Source organism: Streptomyces cellostaticus, assembly GCF_023630175.1.
In the GTDB taxonomy this organism is placed as follows: Bacteria; Actinomycetota; Actinomycetes; order Streptomycetales; family Streptomycetaceae; genus Streptomyces; species Streptomyces cellostaticus_A.
The window spans coordinates 1-16,495 of sequence record NZ_JALLIN010000002.1; the positions used below are offsets into that span (position 1 = coordinate 1).

The 16,495-nt window shown below is 74.4% G+C and carries 16 protein-coding genes; 8 read left to right on the forward strand and 8 right to left on the reverse strand.

The genetic code is table 11. The features are described from left to right. Positions 1-367: 367 nt before the first annotated feature. Positions 368-928, reverse strand: coding sequence for an ATP-binding protein (locus MXD57_RS01160; RefSeq protein WP_250399340.1), 561 nt, complete (start codon positions 926-928; stop codon positions 368-370). Between the two features lie 283 nt (positions 929-1,211). Beyond that, complete coding sequence (locus MXD57_RS01165) at positions 1,212-1,589, reverse strand: STAS domain-containing protein (RefSeq protein WP_250399341.1); 378 nt, start codon at positions 1,587-1,589, stop codon at positions 1,212-1,214. 249 nt (positions 1,590-1,838) lie between these two features. Here MXD57_RS01165 and MXD57_RS01170 point away from each other — a divergent pair, with 249 nt between their 5' ends. Both MXD57_RS01170 and MXD57_RS01175 read left to right on the forward strand, forming a co-directional pair. Continuing rightward, on the forward strand, positions 1,839-2,732 hold the full coding sequence (locus MXD57_RS01170) for an RNA polymerase sigma factor SigF (RefSeq protein WP_250399342.1): 894 nt from the start codon (positions 1,839-1,841) through the stop codon (positions 2,730-2,732). A gap of 272 nt (positions 2,733-3,004) precedes the next feature. Continuing rightward, a complete protein-coding gene (locus MXD57_RS01175; protein WP_250399343.1) occupies positions 3,005-4,558 on the forward strand; it encodes an RICIN domain-containing protein in 1,554 nt (517 codons plus the stop codon). Between the two features lie 22 nt (positions 4,559-4,580). Here MXD57_RS01175 and hutI read toward each other — a convergent pair whose 3' ends face one another. From hutI to hutU, 4 genes are all read right to left on the reverse strand, one after another. Then, entirely contained in the window at positions 4,581-5,756 is a 1,176-nt protein-coding gene (gene hutI, locus MXD57_RS01180) for an imidazolonepropionase (protein WP_250399344.1), read from the reverse strand. A gap of 38 nt (positions 5,757-5,794) precedes the next feature. Next, positions 5,795-7,132: a formimidoylglutamate deiminase gene (locus tag MXD57_RS01185; RefSeq protein WP_250399345.1), complete on the reverse strand. Its 1,338-nt coding sequence runs from the start codon at positions 7,130-7,132 to the stop codon at positions 5,795-5,797. Continuing rightward, the gene (locus MXD57_RS01190; protein ID WP_250399534.1) at positions 7,129-8,331 is read right to left on the reverse strand and encodes an allantoate amidohydrolase; all 1,203 of its coding nucleotides are present in this window, start codon (positions 8,329-8,331) and stop codon (positions 7,129-7,131) included. Before MXD57_RS01190 ends, MXD57_RS01185 begins: the two co-directional genes overlap by 4 nt. A 161-nt stretch (positions 8,332-8,492) precedes the next feature. Beyond that, positions 8,493-10,157: a urocanate hydratase gene (gene hutU / locus MXD57_RS01195; protein WP_250399346.1), complete on the reverse strand. Its 1,665-nt coding sequence runs from the start codon at positions 10,155-10,157 to the stop codon at positions 8,493-8,495. A 94-nt stretch (positions 10,158-10,251) separates the two neighbouring features. Here hutU and MXD57_RS01200 point away from each other — a divergent pair, with 94 nt between their 5' ends. From MXD57_RS01200 to MXD57_RS01220, 5 genes are all read left to right on the forward strand, one after another. After that, on the forward strand, positions 10,252-11,670 hold the full coding sequence (locus tag MXD57_RS01200) for a diaminopimelate decarboxylase (protein ID WP_374114636.1): 1,419 nt from the start codon (positions 10,252-10,254) through the stop codon (positions 11,668-11,670). 201 nt (positions 11,671-11,871) lie between these two features. Next, positions 11,872-12,261 (forward strand): hypothetical protein, encoded by a 390-nt coding sequence (locus MXD57_RS01205; protein WP_250399348.1) that lies wholly within the window; start codon positions 11,872-11,874, stop codon positions 12,259-12,261. Continuing rightward, a complete protein-coding gene (locus MXD57_RS01210; RefSeq protein ID WP_250399349.1) occupies positions 12,258-13,076 on the forward strand; it encodes a transcriptional regulator in 819 nt (272 codons plus the stop codon). The genes MXD57_RS01205 and MXD57_RS01210 overlap by 4 nt, the downstream gene beginning before the upstream one ends. A 34-nt stretch (positions 13,077-13,110) precedes the next feature. Then, positions 13,111-13,611, forward strand: a complete 501-nt coding sequence (locus MXD57_RS01215) for a roadblock/LC7 domain-containing protein (protein WP_250399350.1) — start codon at positions 13,111-13,113, stop codon at positions 13,609-13,611. Between the two features lie 10 nt (positions 13,612-13,621). Continuing rightward, positions 13,622-13,996, forward strand: a complete 375-nt coding sequence (locus MXD57_RS01220; protein ID WP_199210808.1) for a hypothetical protein — start codon at positions 13,622-13,624, stop codon at positions 13,994-13,996. Positions 13,997-14,119: 123 nt separating this feature from the next. On the opposite strand, the gene MXD57_RS01225 is transcribed toward MXD57_RS01220, so the two are convergent. Both MXD57_RS01225 and MXD57_RS01230 read right to left on the reverse strand, forming a co-directional pair. Beyond that, the gene (locus MXD57_RS01225) at positions 14,120-14,704 is read right to left on the reverse strand and encodes a hypothetical protein (protein WP_250399351.1); all 585 of its coding nucleotides are present in this window, start codon (positions 14,702-14,704) and stop codon (positions 14,120-14,122) included. Positions 14,705-14,801: 97 nt separating this feature from the next. Then, the gene (locus MXD57_RS01230; protein ID WP_250399352.1) at positions 14,802-15,671 is read right to left on the reverse strand and encodes a MurR/RpiR family transcriptional regulator; all 870 of its coding nucleotides are present in this window, start codon (positions 15,669-15,671) and stop codon (positions 14,802-14,804) included. 177 nt (positions 15,672-15,848) lie between these two features. Here MXD57_RS01230 and MXD57_RS01235 point away from each other — a divergent pair, with 177 nt between their 5' ends. Beyond that, positions 15,849-16,280 carry a hypothetical protein gene (locus MXD57_RS01235; RefSeq protein ID WP_250399353.1) on the forward strand — a complete coding sequence of 144 codons (432 nt, stop codon included), beginning with the start codon at positions 15,849-15,851 and terminating at the stop codon, positions 16,278-16,280. Positions 16,281-16,495 lie beyond the last annotated feature (215 nt).

The window sequence follows — 16,495 nt, forward strand, 5'->3', positions numbered from 1 at the left end:
CCGGGCGTCGTGCCGACCGGCCGGGCCCACGTGCCCGCGATGAACGAGCCGGTGCCCGCCGCCGTGCGGACGGCTGCGAGCACGCCGCCCGCCGTGCTCTCTCCGCCCATCGGGGTCGATGCCCACGCGGATCGGTGTCCACGAACGTCGAACGTGGGGGCGCCCGGCGGCCGCCGCGCCTGCGGCTGCGCGCCCACGGCGGCTGCGTCAGCGCGGGTGGAGCGGGCGCACTCGGCGGCCCCGGCTCCGCCGAGGCGACCGGGTGCGGTCGGGATGCCCGCGGCCGGTGCGGAAGCAGCGGAGCGGGCCGGCGCGGGCGGACGGCGTCGGCGCGGCGCAGGGGGCCCAGGGGGCGCGGCGCGGCGGGCTACGCCGGTGCGCCCAGCTCCGCCCACACGGTCTTGCCGTCGCGTCCGGGCACGCGCAGGACGCCCCAGTCCAGGCAGAGCCGCTGCACGATGAACATGCCGTGGCCGCCGGGACGGCCGGCGCGGTGCGGAGTGCGGGGGGCCGGCTGGCCGGTGCCCCGGTCGGAGACCTCCAGCCGGATCACCTTGTTGTCGCAGGCGAGCAGCAGCTCGTCCGGGCCCTCGGCGTGCAGGCAGGCGTTGGTGACCAGCTCGGACACCACGAGCAGCACGTCCTCGGCGGCGGCACGCTGATCGGCGCCGGCCGCGGGCAGCCAGCCCCACGCGTACAGCGCCTGGCGGGTGAAGTCACGGGCGAGCGGGACGACGCCGCTCTCGCCGTCCAGGCGCAGCGTACGTACCTGCCGCCCCCGCCCCGGGGGCGAGCCCTCGGACGGCACGGACGGCGCGGCTGCCCCCGTGGGCGCGCCGAGCTCCGGCGCACCCCCTTCGGACGCCCCGGAAGCGCCGCTGGGCTCCGGGCCGCGGTCGCCCGGCGAGTAAGGCCGGGTGGTGCTCATCAGCGCTTCACCTCACCGATCCACCAGTTCACAGTTCAACATTCCGGCACCGGTCAGTGCCGGGCGGTCCGTACACAGTCCGCCCACGACTCCTCCGTCGTCCGCCCTTCGCACGTACGTCACGCCCGGGCCGTTCATCGGTTCCCCGCCGGCTCGGCGCGCTCGCGATCGACGGCTTTCAGGATGACTCCTGCCCGACGGATCCGGCGGAACACCCCCCGTTTGACCGCGACCGGTGCCCCGTACGGACACCGGTCGTCCGGGCGCGGCGGGAAGCACGGGTTCAGTCGGAGTCGCCGGCCAGCGCGGCCGCGACGGAGTCGTGGACGGTGAAGACCGCCTCGGCTCCGGTGATCTCGAACACGCGCGCCACCACCGGGAGCATGCCCGCCAGGTGCACGCCGCCGCCGGCGGCCTCCGCCTTCAGCCGCGCCCCCAACAGCACGTTCAGCCCCGTGGAGTCGCAGAACTCAAGCCGCGAGCAGTCCACCACGAGCCGTGAGAACCCCTTGCCCAGAAGGTCGTCGAGCGGCTCGCGCAGAAGATCGGCGGTGTGGTGGTCCAGTTCACCCGCAGGTGTCACTACGGCGCTGGGACCCTCTTCCCGCACCTCCACCAGAAGCCGGCCCGACTGTGCGCTGCCGACCGTCCCGTGGTCCATGCCGTCTCTCTCCCGAGGTCGTGGCTGCTGATGCCCTCGAACATTACGCCTTTCAATCGCACTTCGACACCCGAACAACCTCCCACAATCGGACATATCACAACAGAGCGCACTTGCGACGTCATCGGTGATGCAGGTAGGGCTAGTAAGGACACACATCCCTACACGCCGGCTTCGGAGGCGCCGCACACCGCAAGTGCACGCTTTTTGGCTTCGGCAGCCATATGCCGAGAACGATGGAGGACACCCATGTCACCCCGGCTCGACGAATCGCATACCCCGATCGCGACGTCGACACCCCTACCGGAACTGGATCATCCCATCAATCCCCTCGACGCGATCGAGGGACTCCCGGAGATCCCGCCCTTCGACGAGGTCGAACCGGTCGACGCCCGCGCGTTGTCCCGGACGCTGTTCGAGCGCCTCGAGTCGCTCGAGGAGGGGACGTCCGACTACGCGTACGTACGCAACACCCTCGTCGAGCTGAACCTCGCGCTGGTCAAGTTCGCCGCCTCCCGCTTCCGCTCCCGCAGCGAGCCGATGGAGGACATCATCCAGGTCGGCACCATCGGCCTGATCAAGGCGATCGACCGCTTCGAGCTGTCCCGCGGTGTGGAGTTCCCCACGTTCGCGATGCCGACCATCATCGGCGAGATCAAGCGCTTCTTCCGTGACACCTCGTGGTCCGTGCGGGTGCCGCGCCGGCTCCAGGAACTGCGGCTGGACCTCGCCAAGGCCGGGGACGAGCTGGCGCAGAAGCTGGACCGCGCCCCCACCGTGGCGGAGCTCGCCGAGCGGCTCGGCATCTCCAACGACGAGGTCGTCGAGGGCATGGCCGCCTCCAACGCCTACACCGCCTCCTCCCTGGACGCCCAGCCGGAGGAGGACGACTCCGAGGGCGCGCTCGCGGACCGCATCGGGTACGAGGACCACGGGCTCGAAGGCATCGAGTACGTCGAGTCGCTGAAGCCGCTGATCGCCGAACTCCCCTCCAGAGACCGGAAGATCCTTTCACTGCGCTTCGTCGCGGGTATGACCCAGTCGGAGATCGGCGAGGAACTGGGCATCTCCCAGATGCACGTCTCCCGGCTGCTGTCGCGGACGCTCGTGCGGCTGCGCAAGGGGCTGACCGTCGAGGAGTGATCCCTGTGGTGCCGCGCGCAAGGCGGCCCGGCCCGCGACGGCCGGGCCGCTTCGCCGTTCCCGGGACGGACCACTCCGCCTGCCGGGTACCCGGCGCTCCACTCCCAAACCCGGCTCACCTGCCCGGAGCCTCGGGTCCGCGCACCGCTGCACGGTCTGAACCGTTACCGGCGTTACCCGGGGAAACCTCTTTCCCGAACCGCGCCGCTCCACCACCATGAGCCCCCAAACCGGCTGGTACGCCGGAGAGTTCGGGGGACGGAGGGCACGCGATGGCTCAGGGCGGCGACGGGGCCGAGGCGGACACGGAACTCGCCGGGGCGCCGGACGCGCGGCTGACGGCGTTGCTGCGGGCGCCGTCCCCGACGGCCTTCCCGGCCCTCCGGGAACTGCGCCGCCGGCACCACCAGGCGGTCCTCGCCTACGCCCGGCTGTGCACCGCGGACGAGTCGGCGGCCGGCCGGCTGACCGCGGAGACCTTCACCGCGGCGGCCCGCGAGACGGCCCGCGGCCACGAGCCGAACGTGCCCCTGCGCCACCAGCTCCTGCTGCTCACCGCCCGGTCCGCGGCCGCCTGGGCGGCCGACGAACGATCCGCGGGCGTCGACGCGGGCCTGCTGCCGGTGCTGGCCGCCGGCGGTCCCGACGGCCCGGCACCGCCGCTCCTCCCGGCGTTCCAGACGCTCCCGTCCCGCGCCCAGGGCCTGCTCTGGTACGGCGTTCTGGAAGCAGAACCCGTGGAGCGCACCGCCGCCTATCTCGGTCTGAGCCGCGTGGACGTGATCCATGACACGCCACGGGCGGTGCAGGCGCTGGCCCAGACCTGCCTGCGGCACCGCCTGGCCCGCTCGGACGACCCGCGCTGCGCCGACTTCCGGCGGCTGATCGAGGAGTCGGTACGGCCCGACGGCCCCCGCCGCAGCGCCGACCTGGAGGCACACCGGGCCCACTGCCCGCACTGCACGGCCGCCGTCGAGGAGCTGGCCGCGCTGCGGGACGCCCCGCGGCGGACCCTGGCGGAGGGCCTGCTGCCCTGGCACGGCTCGTCGTACCTCCGCGCGTCCGGCCCGGCGCCCGCGCCCGGCCCGCGTGTCGCGCTCCGGGACCGGCCGCCGGGCCGCCGCTACCTGCTGGCTTCCACGGCGCTGGGCGTGGCCCTGGCCCCGCTGCTGGTCTTCCTGCTCGCCCCGTCCGAGGCCGCCGACCGGCACGCGACGGCGGCGACGCCCGCTCCCCCGCCGGTGACGGTGACGGCGGCCGTCGCGCCGTCACCGTCCTCCACCCCGGCGCCCTCGCGCACCACCGGGTCGCCGTCACCGCCGCCGTCACCGTCGCCGTCGCCGAGCGGGACCGCGCACCGCCCGGCCACCTCACCGCCACCGAGCCCCGGCGCCCCGCCCGCGTCCCCGGCGCCCGCGCCACCGGGCGGCGCCTTCGCCCAGGTGGTGAACCTGGCCACGGGCCGCTGCCTGGACATCCGGGACGGCGAGCTGTGGAAGGGCAACGATGTCGTCATGGCGCCCTGCGACTCCTCCGCCACCCAGCGCTGGCGGGTCGAAGCGGAGCCGGGCGTGCTGCGCTCCGCCGCCGACTCCGACTACTGCCTGGACAGCCGCGGCTCGACCGACCGGGGCGTGGGCATATGGGAGTGCGGCTCGGTCCGCGGACGCAACGGCCGCAACCTCCGTTTCGAGGTGGACCCCGACGGCACGATCCGCCCGGCGATCGACACGGGCACGGCGGTGACCCCGTACGGCGGCGACGGGGTCGTGCTGCGGCCGCTGACCGGGGAGCCGGCGCAGCGGTGGCGGGCCGGGGCCGTCTGACCGGCCGGCGCGGCCGCCCTGGTCAGATCTCGCGCACGCCGCGCCGCCAGACACCGGCGACCAGCGGTACGCCCGGCCGGTAGGCCAGGTGCACATGGCTCGGGGCGTCGAGCAGCAGCAGGTCGGCGCGGGCGCCCGGGGCGAGGCGGCCGATGTCCGTGCGGCGCAGGGCCGCCGCGCCGCCGGCCGTGGCCGACCAGACCGCCTCGTCCGGCGTCATCCCCATGTCCCGCACCGCGAGCGCGACGCAGAAGGGGACCGAGGAGGTGAACGACGAGCCCGGGTTGCAGTCCGTGGACAGGGCCACGGTGACGCCCGCGTCCAGCAGTCGCCGGGCGTCGGGCCATTCGGCGCGGGTGGAGAACTCGGCGCCGGGCAGCAGGGTGGCGACCGTGTCGCTGTGGGCGAGGGCGTCGACGTCCGCGTCGGTGAGGTGGGTGCAGTGGTCGGCGCTGGCCGCGTCCAGCTCGACGGCGAGCTGGACGCCGGGTCCGTAGGAGAGCTGGTTGGCGTGGATCCGGGGGTGCAGGCCCCTGTCCCGGCCGGCGGTGAGGATCGCGCGGGCCTGGTCGCCGTCGAAGGCGCCCTTCTCGCAGAAGACGTCGATCCACCGGGCGTGCGGGGCGCAGGCGTCCATCATCTCGCCGGTGACCAGGGCCACGTAGGCGGCCGGGTCGTCGGCGTGCTCGGGCGGGACGATGTGGGCGCCGAGGAACGTCACCTCGTCGGTGTGCCGGGCCGCGGCCCGCAGGGCGCGGGCCTCGTCCTCGACGGTGAGGCCGTAGCCCGACTTCGTCTCGAAGGTGGTGGTGCCCTGGCGGAGGGCCTCGGTGAGGTAGCGGGTGAGGTTCGCCTCCAGCTCCGCGTCGGTGGCGGCGCGGGTGGCCGCGACCGTGGTGCGGATGCCGCCCGCGGTGTAGGAGCGGCCGGACATCCGGGCGTTGAACTCCTGGGTGCGGTCACCGGCGAAGACCAGGTGGGAGTGGGAGTCCACGAAGCCCGGCAGCGCCGCCCGGCCGCCCGCGTCGACCCGGTTGTCAGTGGCGGGTGCTTTCCTGGATTCACCGGTCCACACGACGCGGTCGCCGTCGATGACGACGGCCGCGTCCTGGATCAGGCCGAGGGGGGATCCGTCACCGAGGGAGGGGTCATTGGTGACCAGCGCGGCGATGTTGGTGATGACGGTGCTGCTGCTCATGGTGTCCTCCGGGGTGGCCGGGTGGGGGTCGGCGGGGGTCAGCCCCGCAGGGTCGCGACGGCGTCCGCCAGTGCCGACGGCACGTCCGGCACGAGGGAGTGGACTCCGTCGCGCACGACATGGCGGCCGCCCACCACGGTGTGGCGTACGTCCGCGGCGGACGCGGCGAATACGGCCGTCTCGGCACCGAGCCGCGGTGGCGGCCCCGCTGTCCTGACGGAGTCCAGGGCGATCGTCGTGAGATCGGCGAGCGCGCCCGTCTCCAGGCGGCCGGCTTCCTGCCAGCCCAGTGCCGCATGGCCGTCCGTCGAGGCCGCGCTCAGCAGTGCGGCGGCCGTCCAGTGGCCACGGGTGCGGGTGCGCAGCCGCTCGTTCAGCTCCATCGCGCGGGCCTCTTCGAACAGGTCGACGACCGCGTGGCTGTCGGAGCCGAGGGAGAGCGGCGAGCCCGCCCGCTGCAGGGCGACGGCCGGGCCGATGCCGTCCGCCAGGTCGCGTTCGGTGGTGGGGCACATGCAGGTGCCGGTGCGCGAGCCGCCGAGCAGCGCGATGTCCTCGTCGGTGAGGTGGGTGCTGTGCACACCGGTGGTGCGCGGCCCGAGGACACCGTGGTCGGCGAGCAGCCGGGTGGGGGTGCGGCCGTGCGCGGCCCGGCATGCCTCGTTCTCGGCGGTCTGCTCCGAAAGGTGCACGTGCAGCGGGGCCCGCCGTTCCTCAGCCCAGCGTGCCACGGTGGCCATCTGGTCCGCGGGCACGGCCCGTACGGAGTGGATCGCCGCACCGATCCGCGCGTGATCCCGTTCCTTGAGAACCGAACAGCGTTCGGCCCAGGCCTCCGCGCTGCCGTCGGAGAAGCGCAGTTGGTGGGCGCCCGGCGGCTCCCCGAAGCCGGCGGAGAGGTAGCAGGTGTCCAGCAGGGTGATGCGGATCCCGGCCTCGGCGGCGGCCGCGATCAGCGCCTCGCCCATCGCGTTGGGGTCGGCGTAGCGAGTGCCGCCGGGGGCGTGGTGCGCGTAGTGGAACTCGCCGACGCAGGTGATGCCGGCCAGCGCCATCTCGGCGTACACCGCGCGGGCGAGCGCGTGGTAGCTGTCCGGGGTCAGGCGGTCGGCGACGGCGTACATCACCTCGCGCCAGGTCCAGAAGGTGCCGCTGCCCACCTGGACCGTGCCGCGCAGGGCCCGGTGGAAGGCGTGCGAGTGGGCGTTCGCCAGACCGGGCAGGGTCAGGCCGCGCAGCGCCTCGGCCCCGGGTGGCGGGGTGGGCACGCCGGTGCGGACGGCGGTGATCCGGCCGTCCGCGGCCGCCACCACCACGCCCGGCTCGACCCGGGTGCCGAGCCAGGCGTGCTCCAGCCAGTAGGTCGCGTCGGTCACGTGCAGGCCAGCCCTTCGAGTACGTCGGCGAGCGCGCGTACGCCGGCCAGGCAGTCGTCCTCGGCCGCGAACTCGGCCGGGGAGTGCGAGACACCGGTGGGGTTGCGCACGAACAGCATGGCGGTCGGGATGCGCCCCGAGAGGATTCCGGCGTCGTGTCCGGCGCCGGTCCCCAGGACGGGCACCACGAGGCCGGTGTCCTTGCCGAGGAGGCGGCCGAGTTCGTCGCGCAGCGCGTGGTCGAACTCGACCACCGGGGTGAAGGACTCCCGGACGACGTCGAGGTCGATGCCGTGGGCGTCGGCGTACTCGCCCGCGGCCCTCCGGATGCCGTCGACGACGGTGTCCAGGGTCGCCTGGTCGGCGGCGCGGGAGTCGAGCCAGCCGCGCACCAGGGAGGGGATGGCGTTGACGCCGTTCGGCTCCACGGAGATCTTGCCGAAGGTGGCGACGGCACCGGCGAGTTCCGCCTCGCGGCGGGCGGCGAGCACCGTCTGCGCGTACGACAGCATCGGGTCGCGCCGGTCCACCAGGCGGGTGGTGCCCGCGTGGTTGGCCTCGCCGCGGAAGTCGAAGCGCCAGCGGCCGTGCGGCCAGATGGCGCTGGCGACGCCGACCCGGTCGCCGGACAGGTCCAGGGCGCGGCCCTGTTCGACGTGGAGTTCCACGAAGGCGCCGATCCGGGCGAGCCGTTCCGGGTCGGCCCCGATGGCCTCGGGGTCGTGGCCGGCGGCCTCCATGGCCCGGGGGAGGGTGACACCGTCCGCGTCGGTGAGGCGCCGGGCCTGCTCGGCGGTCAGGTGCCCGGCGGTGAGCCGGGAGCCGACGCAGGCGAGACCGAACCGGGCGCCCTCCTCGTCACCGAAGTTGACGATGGCGAGCGGCTTGGTGAACCGCGTTTTCCTGGCGCGCAGTTCGTCGAGCGCCGCGAAGGAGGACACGACGCCGAGCGGGCCGTCGAAGGCGCCCCCGTCCGGCACCGAGTCCAGGTGCGACCCGGTGACGACGGCGTCCCCGGCGGCCGGGTCGCCCAGCCAGGCCCACTGGTTGCCGTTCCGGTCCACCTCGTAGGCCAGTCCGCGCGCCCCGGCCTGCTCCTCGAACCAGGCCCGGCACTCCCTGTCGGCCCCGCTCCAGGCGTACCTCCGGTACCCACCGGAGCCGGGATGCCGCCCGATGGGCAGCAGCTCCGCCCACATCTCCTGGAAGGAGGCGCCCGCAGGAGACCGCGGGCCGTCGTTCCGCGGGACGGCGGGGGTCCGCCCGGCCGGCCGGGGGCGGGCGGCCGCGGCCCGCCCCGCGGCCGGCGACGGCACCCCGGCCTCCGCCGGAGCGCCGCCGCCTTCGCCGCGCACCGGACTCACGCCTCGTCACCCTCACGCATCGGCACCCGGACCCCGCGCTCGTCCGCGACGGACTCCGCGATGTCGTAGCCGGCGTCCACGTGCCGGATGACACCCATGCCGGGGTCGTTGGTGAGCACCCGCCGGATCTTCTCCCCACCCAGCCTGGTGCCGTCGGCCACGGTCACCTGGCCGGCGTGGATGGAGCGCCCCATGCCCACACCGCCGCCGTGGTGGAGGGACACCCACGACGCGCCGGACGCCACGTTGACCATGGCGTTCAGCAGCGGCCAGTCGGCGATCGCGTCGGAGCCGTCGAGCATGGCCTCGGTCTCGCGGTACGGGGAGGCGACGGAGCCGCAGTCCAGGTGGTCGCGGCCGATGGCCAGCGGAGCGGTCAGCTCGCCGGAGGCCACCATGTCGTTGAAGCGCTCGCCCGCCCGGTCGCGCTCGCCGTAGCCGAGCCAGCAGATGCGCGCGGGCAGGCCCTGGAAGTGGACGCGCTCGCCGGCCATCCTGATCCAGCGGGCCAGGGACTCGTTCTCCGGGAAGAGGTCGAGGATCGCCCGGTCGGTCCTGGCGATGTCGGCGGGGTCGCCGGACAGGGCGGCCCAGCGGAACGGGCCCTTGCCCTCGCAGAACAGGGGCCGGATGTAGGCGGGGACGAAGCCGGGGAAGGCGAACGCGCGGTCGTAGCCGGCGAGCTGGGCCTCGCCGCGGATGGAGTTGCCGTAGTCGAAGACCTCGGCACCGGCGTCCATGAACCCGACCATGGCCTCCACGTGCTGCGCCATGGACTCACGGGCACGCGTGGTGAAGCCGGCCGGGTCCTTCGCGGCGGCGTCGGCCATGTCCTCGAAGGCGACGCCCACGGGCAGGTACGCCAGCGGGTCGTGGGCGGAGGTCTGGTCGGTGACGATGTCGATCGGCGCGTCCATCGCCAGGAGCTGCGGGAGCAGCTCGGCGGCGTTGCCGAGGACGCCGATGGACAGCGGGCGGCGGGCGTCGCGGGCCTCGGTGGCCAGCCGGAGCGCGTGGTCGAGGGAGTCGGCCCGCACGTCCAGGTACCGGTGCTCGATGCGTCGCTCGATGGCGCGCGGGTCGCAGTCGACGCAGATGGCGACGCCGTCGTTCATGGTCACGGCGAGGGGCTGGGCGCCGCCCATGCCGCCGAGACCGGCGGTGAGGGTGATGGTCCCGGCGAGGGTGCCGCCGAACTTCTTCGCGGCGACGGCGGCGAAGGTCTCGTAGGTGCCCTGGAGGATGCCCTGGGTGCCGATGTAGATCCAGGAGCCGGCGGTCATCTGGCCGTACATGGTCAGGCCGAGGGCCTCCAGGCGGCGGAACTCCTCCCAGTTGGCCCAGTCCCCGACGAGGTTGGAGTTGGCGATGAGGACGCGCGGCGCCCACTCGTGGGTCTGCATCACGCCGACCGGGCGGCCGGACTGGACCAGCATGGTCTCGTCCTGCTTGAGCGTCCGCAGCGTGCGCACCATCGCGTCGAAGGAGCGCCAGTCACGGGCGGCCTTGCCGGTGCCGCCGTAGACGACGAGCTTGTCGGGGTGCTCGGCGACCTCGGGGTCGAGGTTGTTCTGCAGCATCCGCAGGGCGGCCTCCTGCTGCCATCCCAGGGTGCTCAGTTCCGTGCCGCGCGGTGCTCGTACGGGGCGGGGTCCCGACATCGTCTGCCTCCTGCTGTTACTACGCCTATTCACATCCTGACGTCGTGAATAGAACTAGTCAACACCTCCTCGCGTCCGCACCCGCGCGCCCCGGATGTTTGGCTGGAAGTACACGAAGGCCGACAGGAGGGGAGAGACCGTGGACCACGAGACCGACGGCGAGGCCCGGGGGCGGGCCGCACGGCGCGACGAGGCGGTACGCGGCGCGGTGGAGCAGGGGCTGCTGGGACCGGACGCGGCCGTGGTGGGACTGCTGGACGTCACCGGCATCCGGGAGTCGGCGGCCGCGCTGCGGGCGGCCTTCGACGCGGTGGCGGCGCCGGGGACACCGGTGCTGCACGCCTTCGCGGTGAAGGCGTGCCCGCTGGTGCCGGTGCTGCGGCTGCTGCACGCGGAGGGCATCGGCGCCGAGGTGGCGAGCCCGGGCGAACTGGCGCTGGCGCGGGCGGCGGGACTGCCGCACCGGGACACGGTGCTCGACTCCCCCGCCAAGACGCCGGCCGAGCTGCGCGAGGCGCTGGCGCTGGGCGTCGCGGTGAACGCGGACAACCCCCAGGAGCTGGAGCGGCTCGACTCGCTGGTGGGGGCGGACGCCGTCCGGTCGCCGCTCGGCATCCGGGTCAACCCGCAGATCGGCGGCGGCTCCATCGGGGCGACCTCGACCGCGACCGAGACCTCGAAGTTCGGGGTGGCGCTGCGCGACGAGGGAGCCCGCGAGTGGGTCGTCCGGGCGTACGCCGACCGGCCGTGGCTGACCCGGCTGCACGCGCACACCGGCTCCCAGGGCATCCCGCTGCCGCTGCTGGCGCGAGGGGTGGCGGAGACGTACGCGCTGGCCGAGGAGATCAACGCGCGGATCGGGCGGCGGCAGATCGACACCCTCGACATCGGCGGCGGGCTGCCGGTCAACTTCGACGCGGAGGCGACCGCACCCACGTACGCCGAGTACGCGCGCACGCTCCGGCAGGAGGTGCCGGGGCTGTTCGACGGGCGCTACGGCATCGTCACCGAGTTCGGGCGGTCACTGCTGGCCAAGCACGGCACGGTGGTGGCACGGGTGGAGTACGCGAAGAGCTCCGGCGGACGGCGGATCGCGGTGACCCACGCGGGCGTACAGGTGGCCACGCGGACGGTGTACGCGCCGGGCGCGTGGCCGCTGCGGATCGCCGCCTACGACGCCAAGGGCCGGCCGAAGCCCGGCCCCGAGGTGACGCAGGACGTGGCGGGCCCGGCCTGCTTCTCGGGCGACCTGCTCGCCGAGGGGCGCGCCCTGCCCCTGCTGGAGCAGGGCGACTACGCGGCGGCGCTGGACACGGGCGCGTACTACTTCGCGCACCACTACGCCTACAACTCCCTTGCCCGGCCCGGGATCTACGGGTTCGTGCCGGACGGTTCCGGGGGCGTCGCCCTCGCGACCGTGCGGGAGCCGCAGACCGTGGCGGAGGTCGTGGCCGAGTCCGGCGGGGCGCACGCGTCCGCGCTCACCACCCTGCCCGCACCCGGGAGCCGCTGACGCACTCCCCCACCCCGTCGAAACCCCGTCGAAACCCCGTCGAACGGATGGACCAACAGGCGCAGAGTAGTCGTCAGTTGACCCACCCTAGTACGCCGCGAGCACGTTCCAACGGAAAATGCCAAAGCCCTCACTCGGCGCGTACACGTTGCGTAGTGTCACTGTCACTCAACCGGAGTACAGGCGGGGAGGGGAACCGGCGTGCCCGGAATCGACGAGTGCCTACTGGATGCTATGCGGCTGCCCGGTGCCCGGGGAGCCGCGCTGGTGGACTGGACGAGCGGACTGGCGCTCGGATCCGTCGGGGAAGCCCCGGGCGGTGACCACGAGACCACCGCGGCCGAGGCCGCGGAACTGGCCAGGCTGGCCGCCGAGCACGGTGCCTTCACGGCCGGGCACGCCGAGGACGGACGTCCGCCCGTCGAGGACGTGATCATCAGCAACCGCGACAGCTATCACCTGCTGCGGTTCGTGGTCACGTCCTTCGACAGCAGCGTCTTCCTCCACCTGTGGCTGGGCCGCGAGGAGGGCAACCTCGCCCTGGCCCGCATCCGGCTCGGCGAGATGGCCGACCGGCTGGTGCTGGGATGACCATGGTCGGCACACCTCCCCCGCTGCCGGTGCGGGACAGAGCGGCCACGGACGACCGGACCGCGGGCGCGCTCTCACCGATGCTCAGACGGCTCGCCGAGGAGCAGGCCACCGGCGTACTCGTCCGTGAACACGGCACCCTGCACCTCGCCCGCGGCCGGGTCGTGCACGCCGAGAGTCCCCTCGCGCCCGGCCTGAACGTGCTGCTCACCGCCCACGGCACCCTCGCGGCGGCCGCGTGGCAGCGGGCGGCCGAGCGGGCCGGCGGCACGGCGGACGCCGCCCTGCTGCTGCTCGACGCCGGGCTGCTGCCCTCGGGCGCGCTGGAACTGTGCCACCTGGACGCGCTGTACGACGCCGGGTACTTCGCCCTGGCACCGAGCAGCACCCCCGGCCGGTTCCGGTACGACGGCACGCCCCGCATCGGTCCACTGCCCTCGGTCCCGGTCATCGCGCTGGAACGCGAGACGCTGCGCCGCCGGCTGCTGCTGCACCGGCTCTGGCCGGACCCGGCGGCCGACAGCGCCCCGCTGATCCGCGCCGACCCGGCCGCGGGAGCGCAGGTCACCGCGCGCCGGCGGGCCGTCCTGGACCGGGTGGACGGCGTCCGCACGGCCCCGGAGATCGCTCGTGACCTGGGCAGACAGGCCTTCCACACGCTGGTGGACGTGCGCCGGCTGGCAGCGGCCGGACTCGTTCGGCCGGTGCGCGGGACACCCGTCCCGCCACCGCTCCCGCCGGCTCCCCCGCTCACGGTCACCGACCCCGACATCGCGCTGCTGAAGAGGCTCAGGGATGCGCTGGAGGCGCTTTGAACGGCACCACCCCGCCGCCGAGAGGAGAGAGCTGATGGTGCCCGAACAGGACCTGGAGGCGGTGCTGGACGAACTGCGCCGGCTGCGCACCCGCGTCCCGCAGCTCACCGGCGCCCTCACGGCCGGCGTCGACGGACTCGTCGTCGCCCACGACACACCCGGTGTGGACCCGGAGGGCCTGGCGGCGCTGACCGCGGCCGCCCTCGGCGTGGCGGTACGGGTCGCCGACGCCACCGGCAACGGCGGCTTCCGGGAACTGCTGGTGCGCGGCGAACACGGATACGTCGCCACCTACGCGGCCGGCCGCACCGCCGTGCTGACCCTGCTCACCCGGGACCGGGTGAACGTCGGCCGGCTGCACCTGGAGGGCCGCCGGTCCGGCGCCCGCATCGGGGAGCTGCTCGACGCCGCCGAGGCCGCCGCCCTGGCCGCCGCACCCGCCGCACGGCCCACCAGGACCCCGCCCGCACGCACTCGCACCACACGCGCGCCGCGCCCCACGGCCACCGAAGCGCGCACCACCACCGACAACTGAGAGGACCACCATGGCCAACACCGAGACCGCCCTGAAGGAAGCCCTGACCTCCATCGAGGGCGCCACCGGCGTCGCACTCGTCGACTACACCAGCGGCATGGCTCTGGGCACGATGGGCGGCGGCAAGACCTTCGACCTCAACGTGGCCGCCGCGGGCAACACGGACGTGATCCGCGCCAAGATGCGCACGATGGAGATGCTGGGCCTCAAGGCCGAGATCGACGACATCCTGATCACGCTGACGGACCAGTACCACCTGATCCGCCTGCTCAAGGGCCGCGGCGGGAACGGCCTGTTCCTCTACCTCGTCCTGGAGCAGAACCGGGCCAACCTGGCGATGGCCCGGCACCAGCTCAAGCGGATCGAGGAGGAGCTGGAGGTCTGAGGGCCTGTCGCGAACGTCCCGTCGTCCGCCCGCGGGGCAGGCCCCGCGGCGTCCGACGGGGACTCCCGGCGTGCGGCCGGAAGTCCCCGCACCACAGGCCCCGGGGCCCCGGGGCGCTCGCGGTCACACCAGTGCCGCGGTGCGGCGGCGGGCCCCGCCGGGGCTCGCGTCACCGGCCGCGACGCCCGTGGCGCGCAGCCCCTTGACGGCCCTGCCCGCGGGGCCGCCGCACCGCCGGTCGAGCCAGTCGACCCGCACCCACAGCAGTTCCTCGCCGGCCCGCTCCCGGCGCCCCAGCCAGGCGGCCTTCAGCCTGAGCCCGGTGCCGGCCCCGGCCAGCAGCATGCCTCCGGCCGCGGGCACCGCGAACGAGGCGCCGAGCGCCACCGCGAACGCCGACAGCAGCCACCACCGGTGGCCCCGGCGCCAGTTGCGCACGGTCACCGCCCGGTCCTGCAGCACGTCGTACCTGCCCGCGCGGGCGGCGCCGCGGGCGAGGGCGTCGTACCGCTTCCTGCGCGCCAGCGCCACGACCACCGCCGCGACCAGGTACAGCGCGGCCCCCGCCAGCACCCCGATCCGGCGCCCGGTCACCCCGGGCGGCAGTACCCCGATCCCGGCGGCCACCACCCCGGACCACCACAGCGGTGCGGCACCCGCCCGTACGACGACGGCCACCCGGGCCAGTCCCTGTCCTCCGCGCGCCACGTCAGCCTCCCGTGTCACGTCTGCGTGTCCACCCAGTCCCTGGGTCCGGGCACGACGCTAACGGCAGAACGTGAGACGAGTCTGAGAGCGCGTCGGGTCACTCCACGAACAGCCCCCGGGCGGCGGCGTTCGCGTCGAACTGCTCCAACCGGGCCTGGGCGTCCGGCAGGTCGTCGCACAGCGCCTCCAGCAGCACCCGCCCGAGCAGCATCGGCGCGCACGCGGTGTCGAAGGCGAGCCCGGTGCCGACGGCGGCGGGCAGCAGCAGGTCGGAGTGGCGGGCGACGGGTGCGAACGCGGAGTCGGCCACCGTGACGACGGTCAGCCCCGCCTCCCGGGCGTAGGCGAGGGTGTCGACCACCTCGCGCGGATGCCGGGGCAGCGCGAAGCACAGCAGGGCCGTGGCCCCCGCTCGGACGGCCGCGTCGATGCGGTCCTGGATCATCGTGCCGCCCTCGTCGAGCAGCCGGACGTCCGGGTGCACCTTGGCGGCGAAGTACGCGAAGCCGTACGCCTGGGAAGCGGCGGCGCGCAGCCCGAGCACCGGCAGCGGACGCGAGGCCGCCAGTATCCGGCCGGCCTTCTGCACCGGCCGGGGGTCGGCGAGCAGCTCCGCGAGGTGCCGCAGGTTCTCGATCTCGGCCTCGACGGCCTGCTGGTACTCGTTGTACGAGCCCGGACCCGAGCCCGCGGCGGCCGGCTCGGCGGGCACGACCTCGCGCAGGTGCCTGCGCAGCGCGGGGTAGCCGTCGAAGCCGAGGGCGACCGCGAACCGGGTCACCGAGGGCTGGCTGACCCCGGCGAGTTCGGCCAGCTCCACGCTCGACAGGAAGGGGACGTCCGCGGCCCGACGCACCATGCTGTGCGCGATACGGCGCTGGGTCGGGGTGAGCCGGTGCCCCTCGAAGAGCGCCTGCAGACGGGTCGCCGGGGCGTCCGTCACGCCCGTGCTCCGGTCGACGCTCATGCTGTGCTCCCCCTCCGGATGTGAACCCATGGCCTATTCAGACATCTAGAACTCTGCATGAGCCTATACAGCCGGGCAAGGCCCGTCTCGTGATCCGGCCGGCCCGGGCCCACCGGGCACCGAAGAGGGGGGTTTACCCCAGTGCGCGGGGCACCGGCACTCCCTACCGTGAAGCGCATGAGCGCACTGGACCCGCGGGACACCGACCTCAAGAAGGACCTGGACGCCACCGTACGGGCGCGCGGGGAACTGGGCGAGGAGTACGACTCCGCACTCGTGGACTCCTTCCTGGAGAAGGTGGAGCAGCGGATCGACGACACGGTGGACCGCCGGGTACGGCGGCACCTGGCCGAGCAGCGGATGGCCGACGCGCGCGGCCCCCGGCGCCCCGGGGCGACCCACTCCTGGGCGCACCGGTTCGGCCTCGCGGTCGTGTCGCTGGTGCTGGCCGTCCCGCTGTCCGCGATCTCCGGCGCCCTCGCCGGGGTCACCGGCATCGTGGCCACGTGGCTCGGCATCGTCGGGGTGAACGCGGCCCAGGCGGTGCGCCGCACCCCGGAGCCGGTCACCGGACGTCGTGAGGGCGAGCGGTCCGCCCAGGGCGGCTGAGGCCCGCGGGAGGACCGGGTTCCCGGGAGAGGCGGGGCCCGGGGAGGAGTTGTGCGCGGGGACCGCCGCACCCCCGTTTCCGGGGGGCGGGACGACGGCGGTCCCCGCGAGGGACGCGGGCCGGGTCAGGACCGGGCTGCGCGTCCTTGGGCGTCCATGGAAGGTCCGGGAGCCGCTCCGGATGTCCGTGGCGCCGCACGGCGCCGGCCCGGGCG

What these genes read in the sequence shown, in the direction of transcription:
- MXD57_RS01160 (WP_250399340.1), bottom strand. Translation starts at nt 928, where the DNA reads ATGAGCACCACCCGGCCTTACTCGCCGGGCGACCGCGGCCCGGAGCCC.
- MXD57_RS01165 (WP_250399341.1), bottom strand. Translation starts at nt 1,589, where the DNA reads ATGGACCACGGGACGGTCGGCAGCGCACAGTCGGGCCGGCTTCTGGTG.
- MXD57_RS01170 (WP_250399342.1), top strand. Translation starts at nt 1,839, where the DNA reads ATGTCACCCCGGCTCGACGAATCGCATACCCCGATCGCGACGTCGACA.
- MXD57_RS01175 (WP_250399343.1), top strand. Translation starts at nt 3,005, where the DNA reads ATGGCTCAGGGCGGCGACGGGGCCGAGGCGGACACGGAACTCGCCGGG.
- hutI (WP_250399344.1), bottom strand. Translation starts at nt 5,756, where the DNA reads ATGAGCAGCAGCACCGTCATCACCAACATCGCCGCGCTGGTCACCAAT.
- MXD57_RS01190 (WP_250399534.1), bottom strand. Translation starts at nt 8,331, where the DNA reads ATGTGGGCGGAGCTGCTGCCCATCGGGCGGCATCCCGGCTCCGGTGGG.
- hutU (WP_250399346.1), bottom strand. Translation starts at nt 10,157, where the DNA reads ATGTCGGGACCCCGCCCCGTACGAGCACCGCGCGGCACGGAACTGAGC.
- MXD57_RS01200 (WP_374114636.1), top strand. Translation starts at nt 10,252, where the DNA reads ATGTTTGGCTGGAAGTACACGAAGGCCGACAGGAGGGGAGAGACCGTG.
- MXD57_RS01210 (WP_250399349.1), top strand. Translation starts at nt 12,258, where the DNA reads ATGACCATGGTCGGCACACCTCCCCCGCTGCCGGTGCGGGACAGAGCG.
- MXD57_RS01215 (WP_250399350.1), top strand. Translation starts at nt 13,111, where the DNA reads ATGGTGCCCGAACAGGACCTGGAGGCGGTGCTGGACGAACTGCGCCGG.
- MXD57_RS01220 (WP_199210808.1), top strand. Translation starts at nt 13,622, where the DNA reads ATGGCCAACACCGAGACCGCCCTGAAGGAAGCCCTGACCTCCATCGAG.
- MXD57_RS01230 (WP_250399352.1), bottom strand. Translation starts at nt 15,671, where the DNA reads ATGAGCGTCGACCGGAGCACGGGCGTGACGGACGCCCCGGCGACCCGT.
- MXD57_RS01235 (WP_250399353.1), top strand. Translation starts at nt 15,849, where the DNA reads ATGAGCGCACTGGACCCGCGGGACACCGACCTCAAGAAGGACCTGGAC.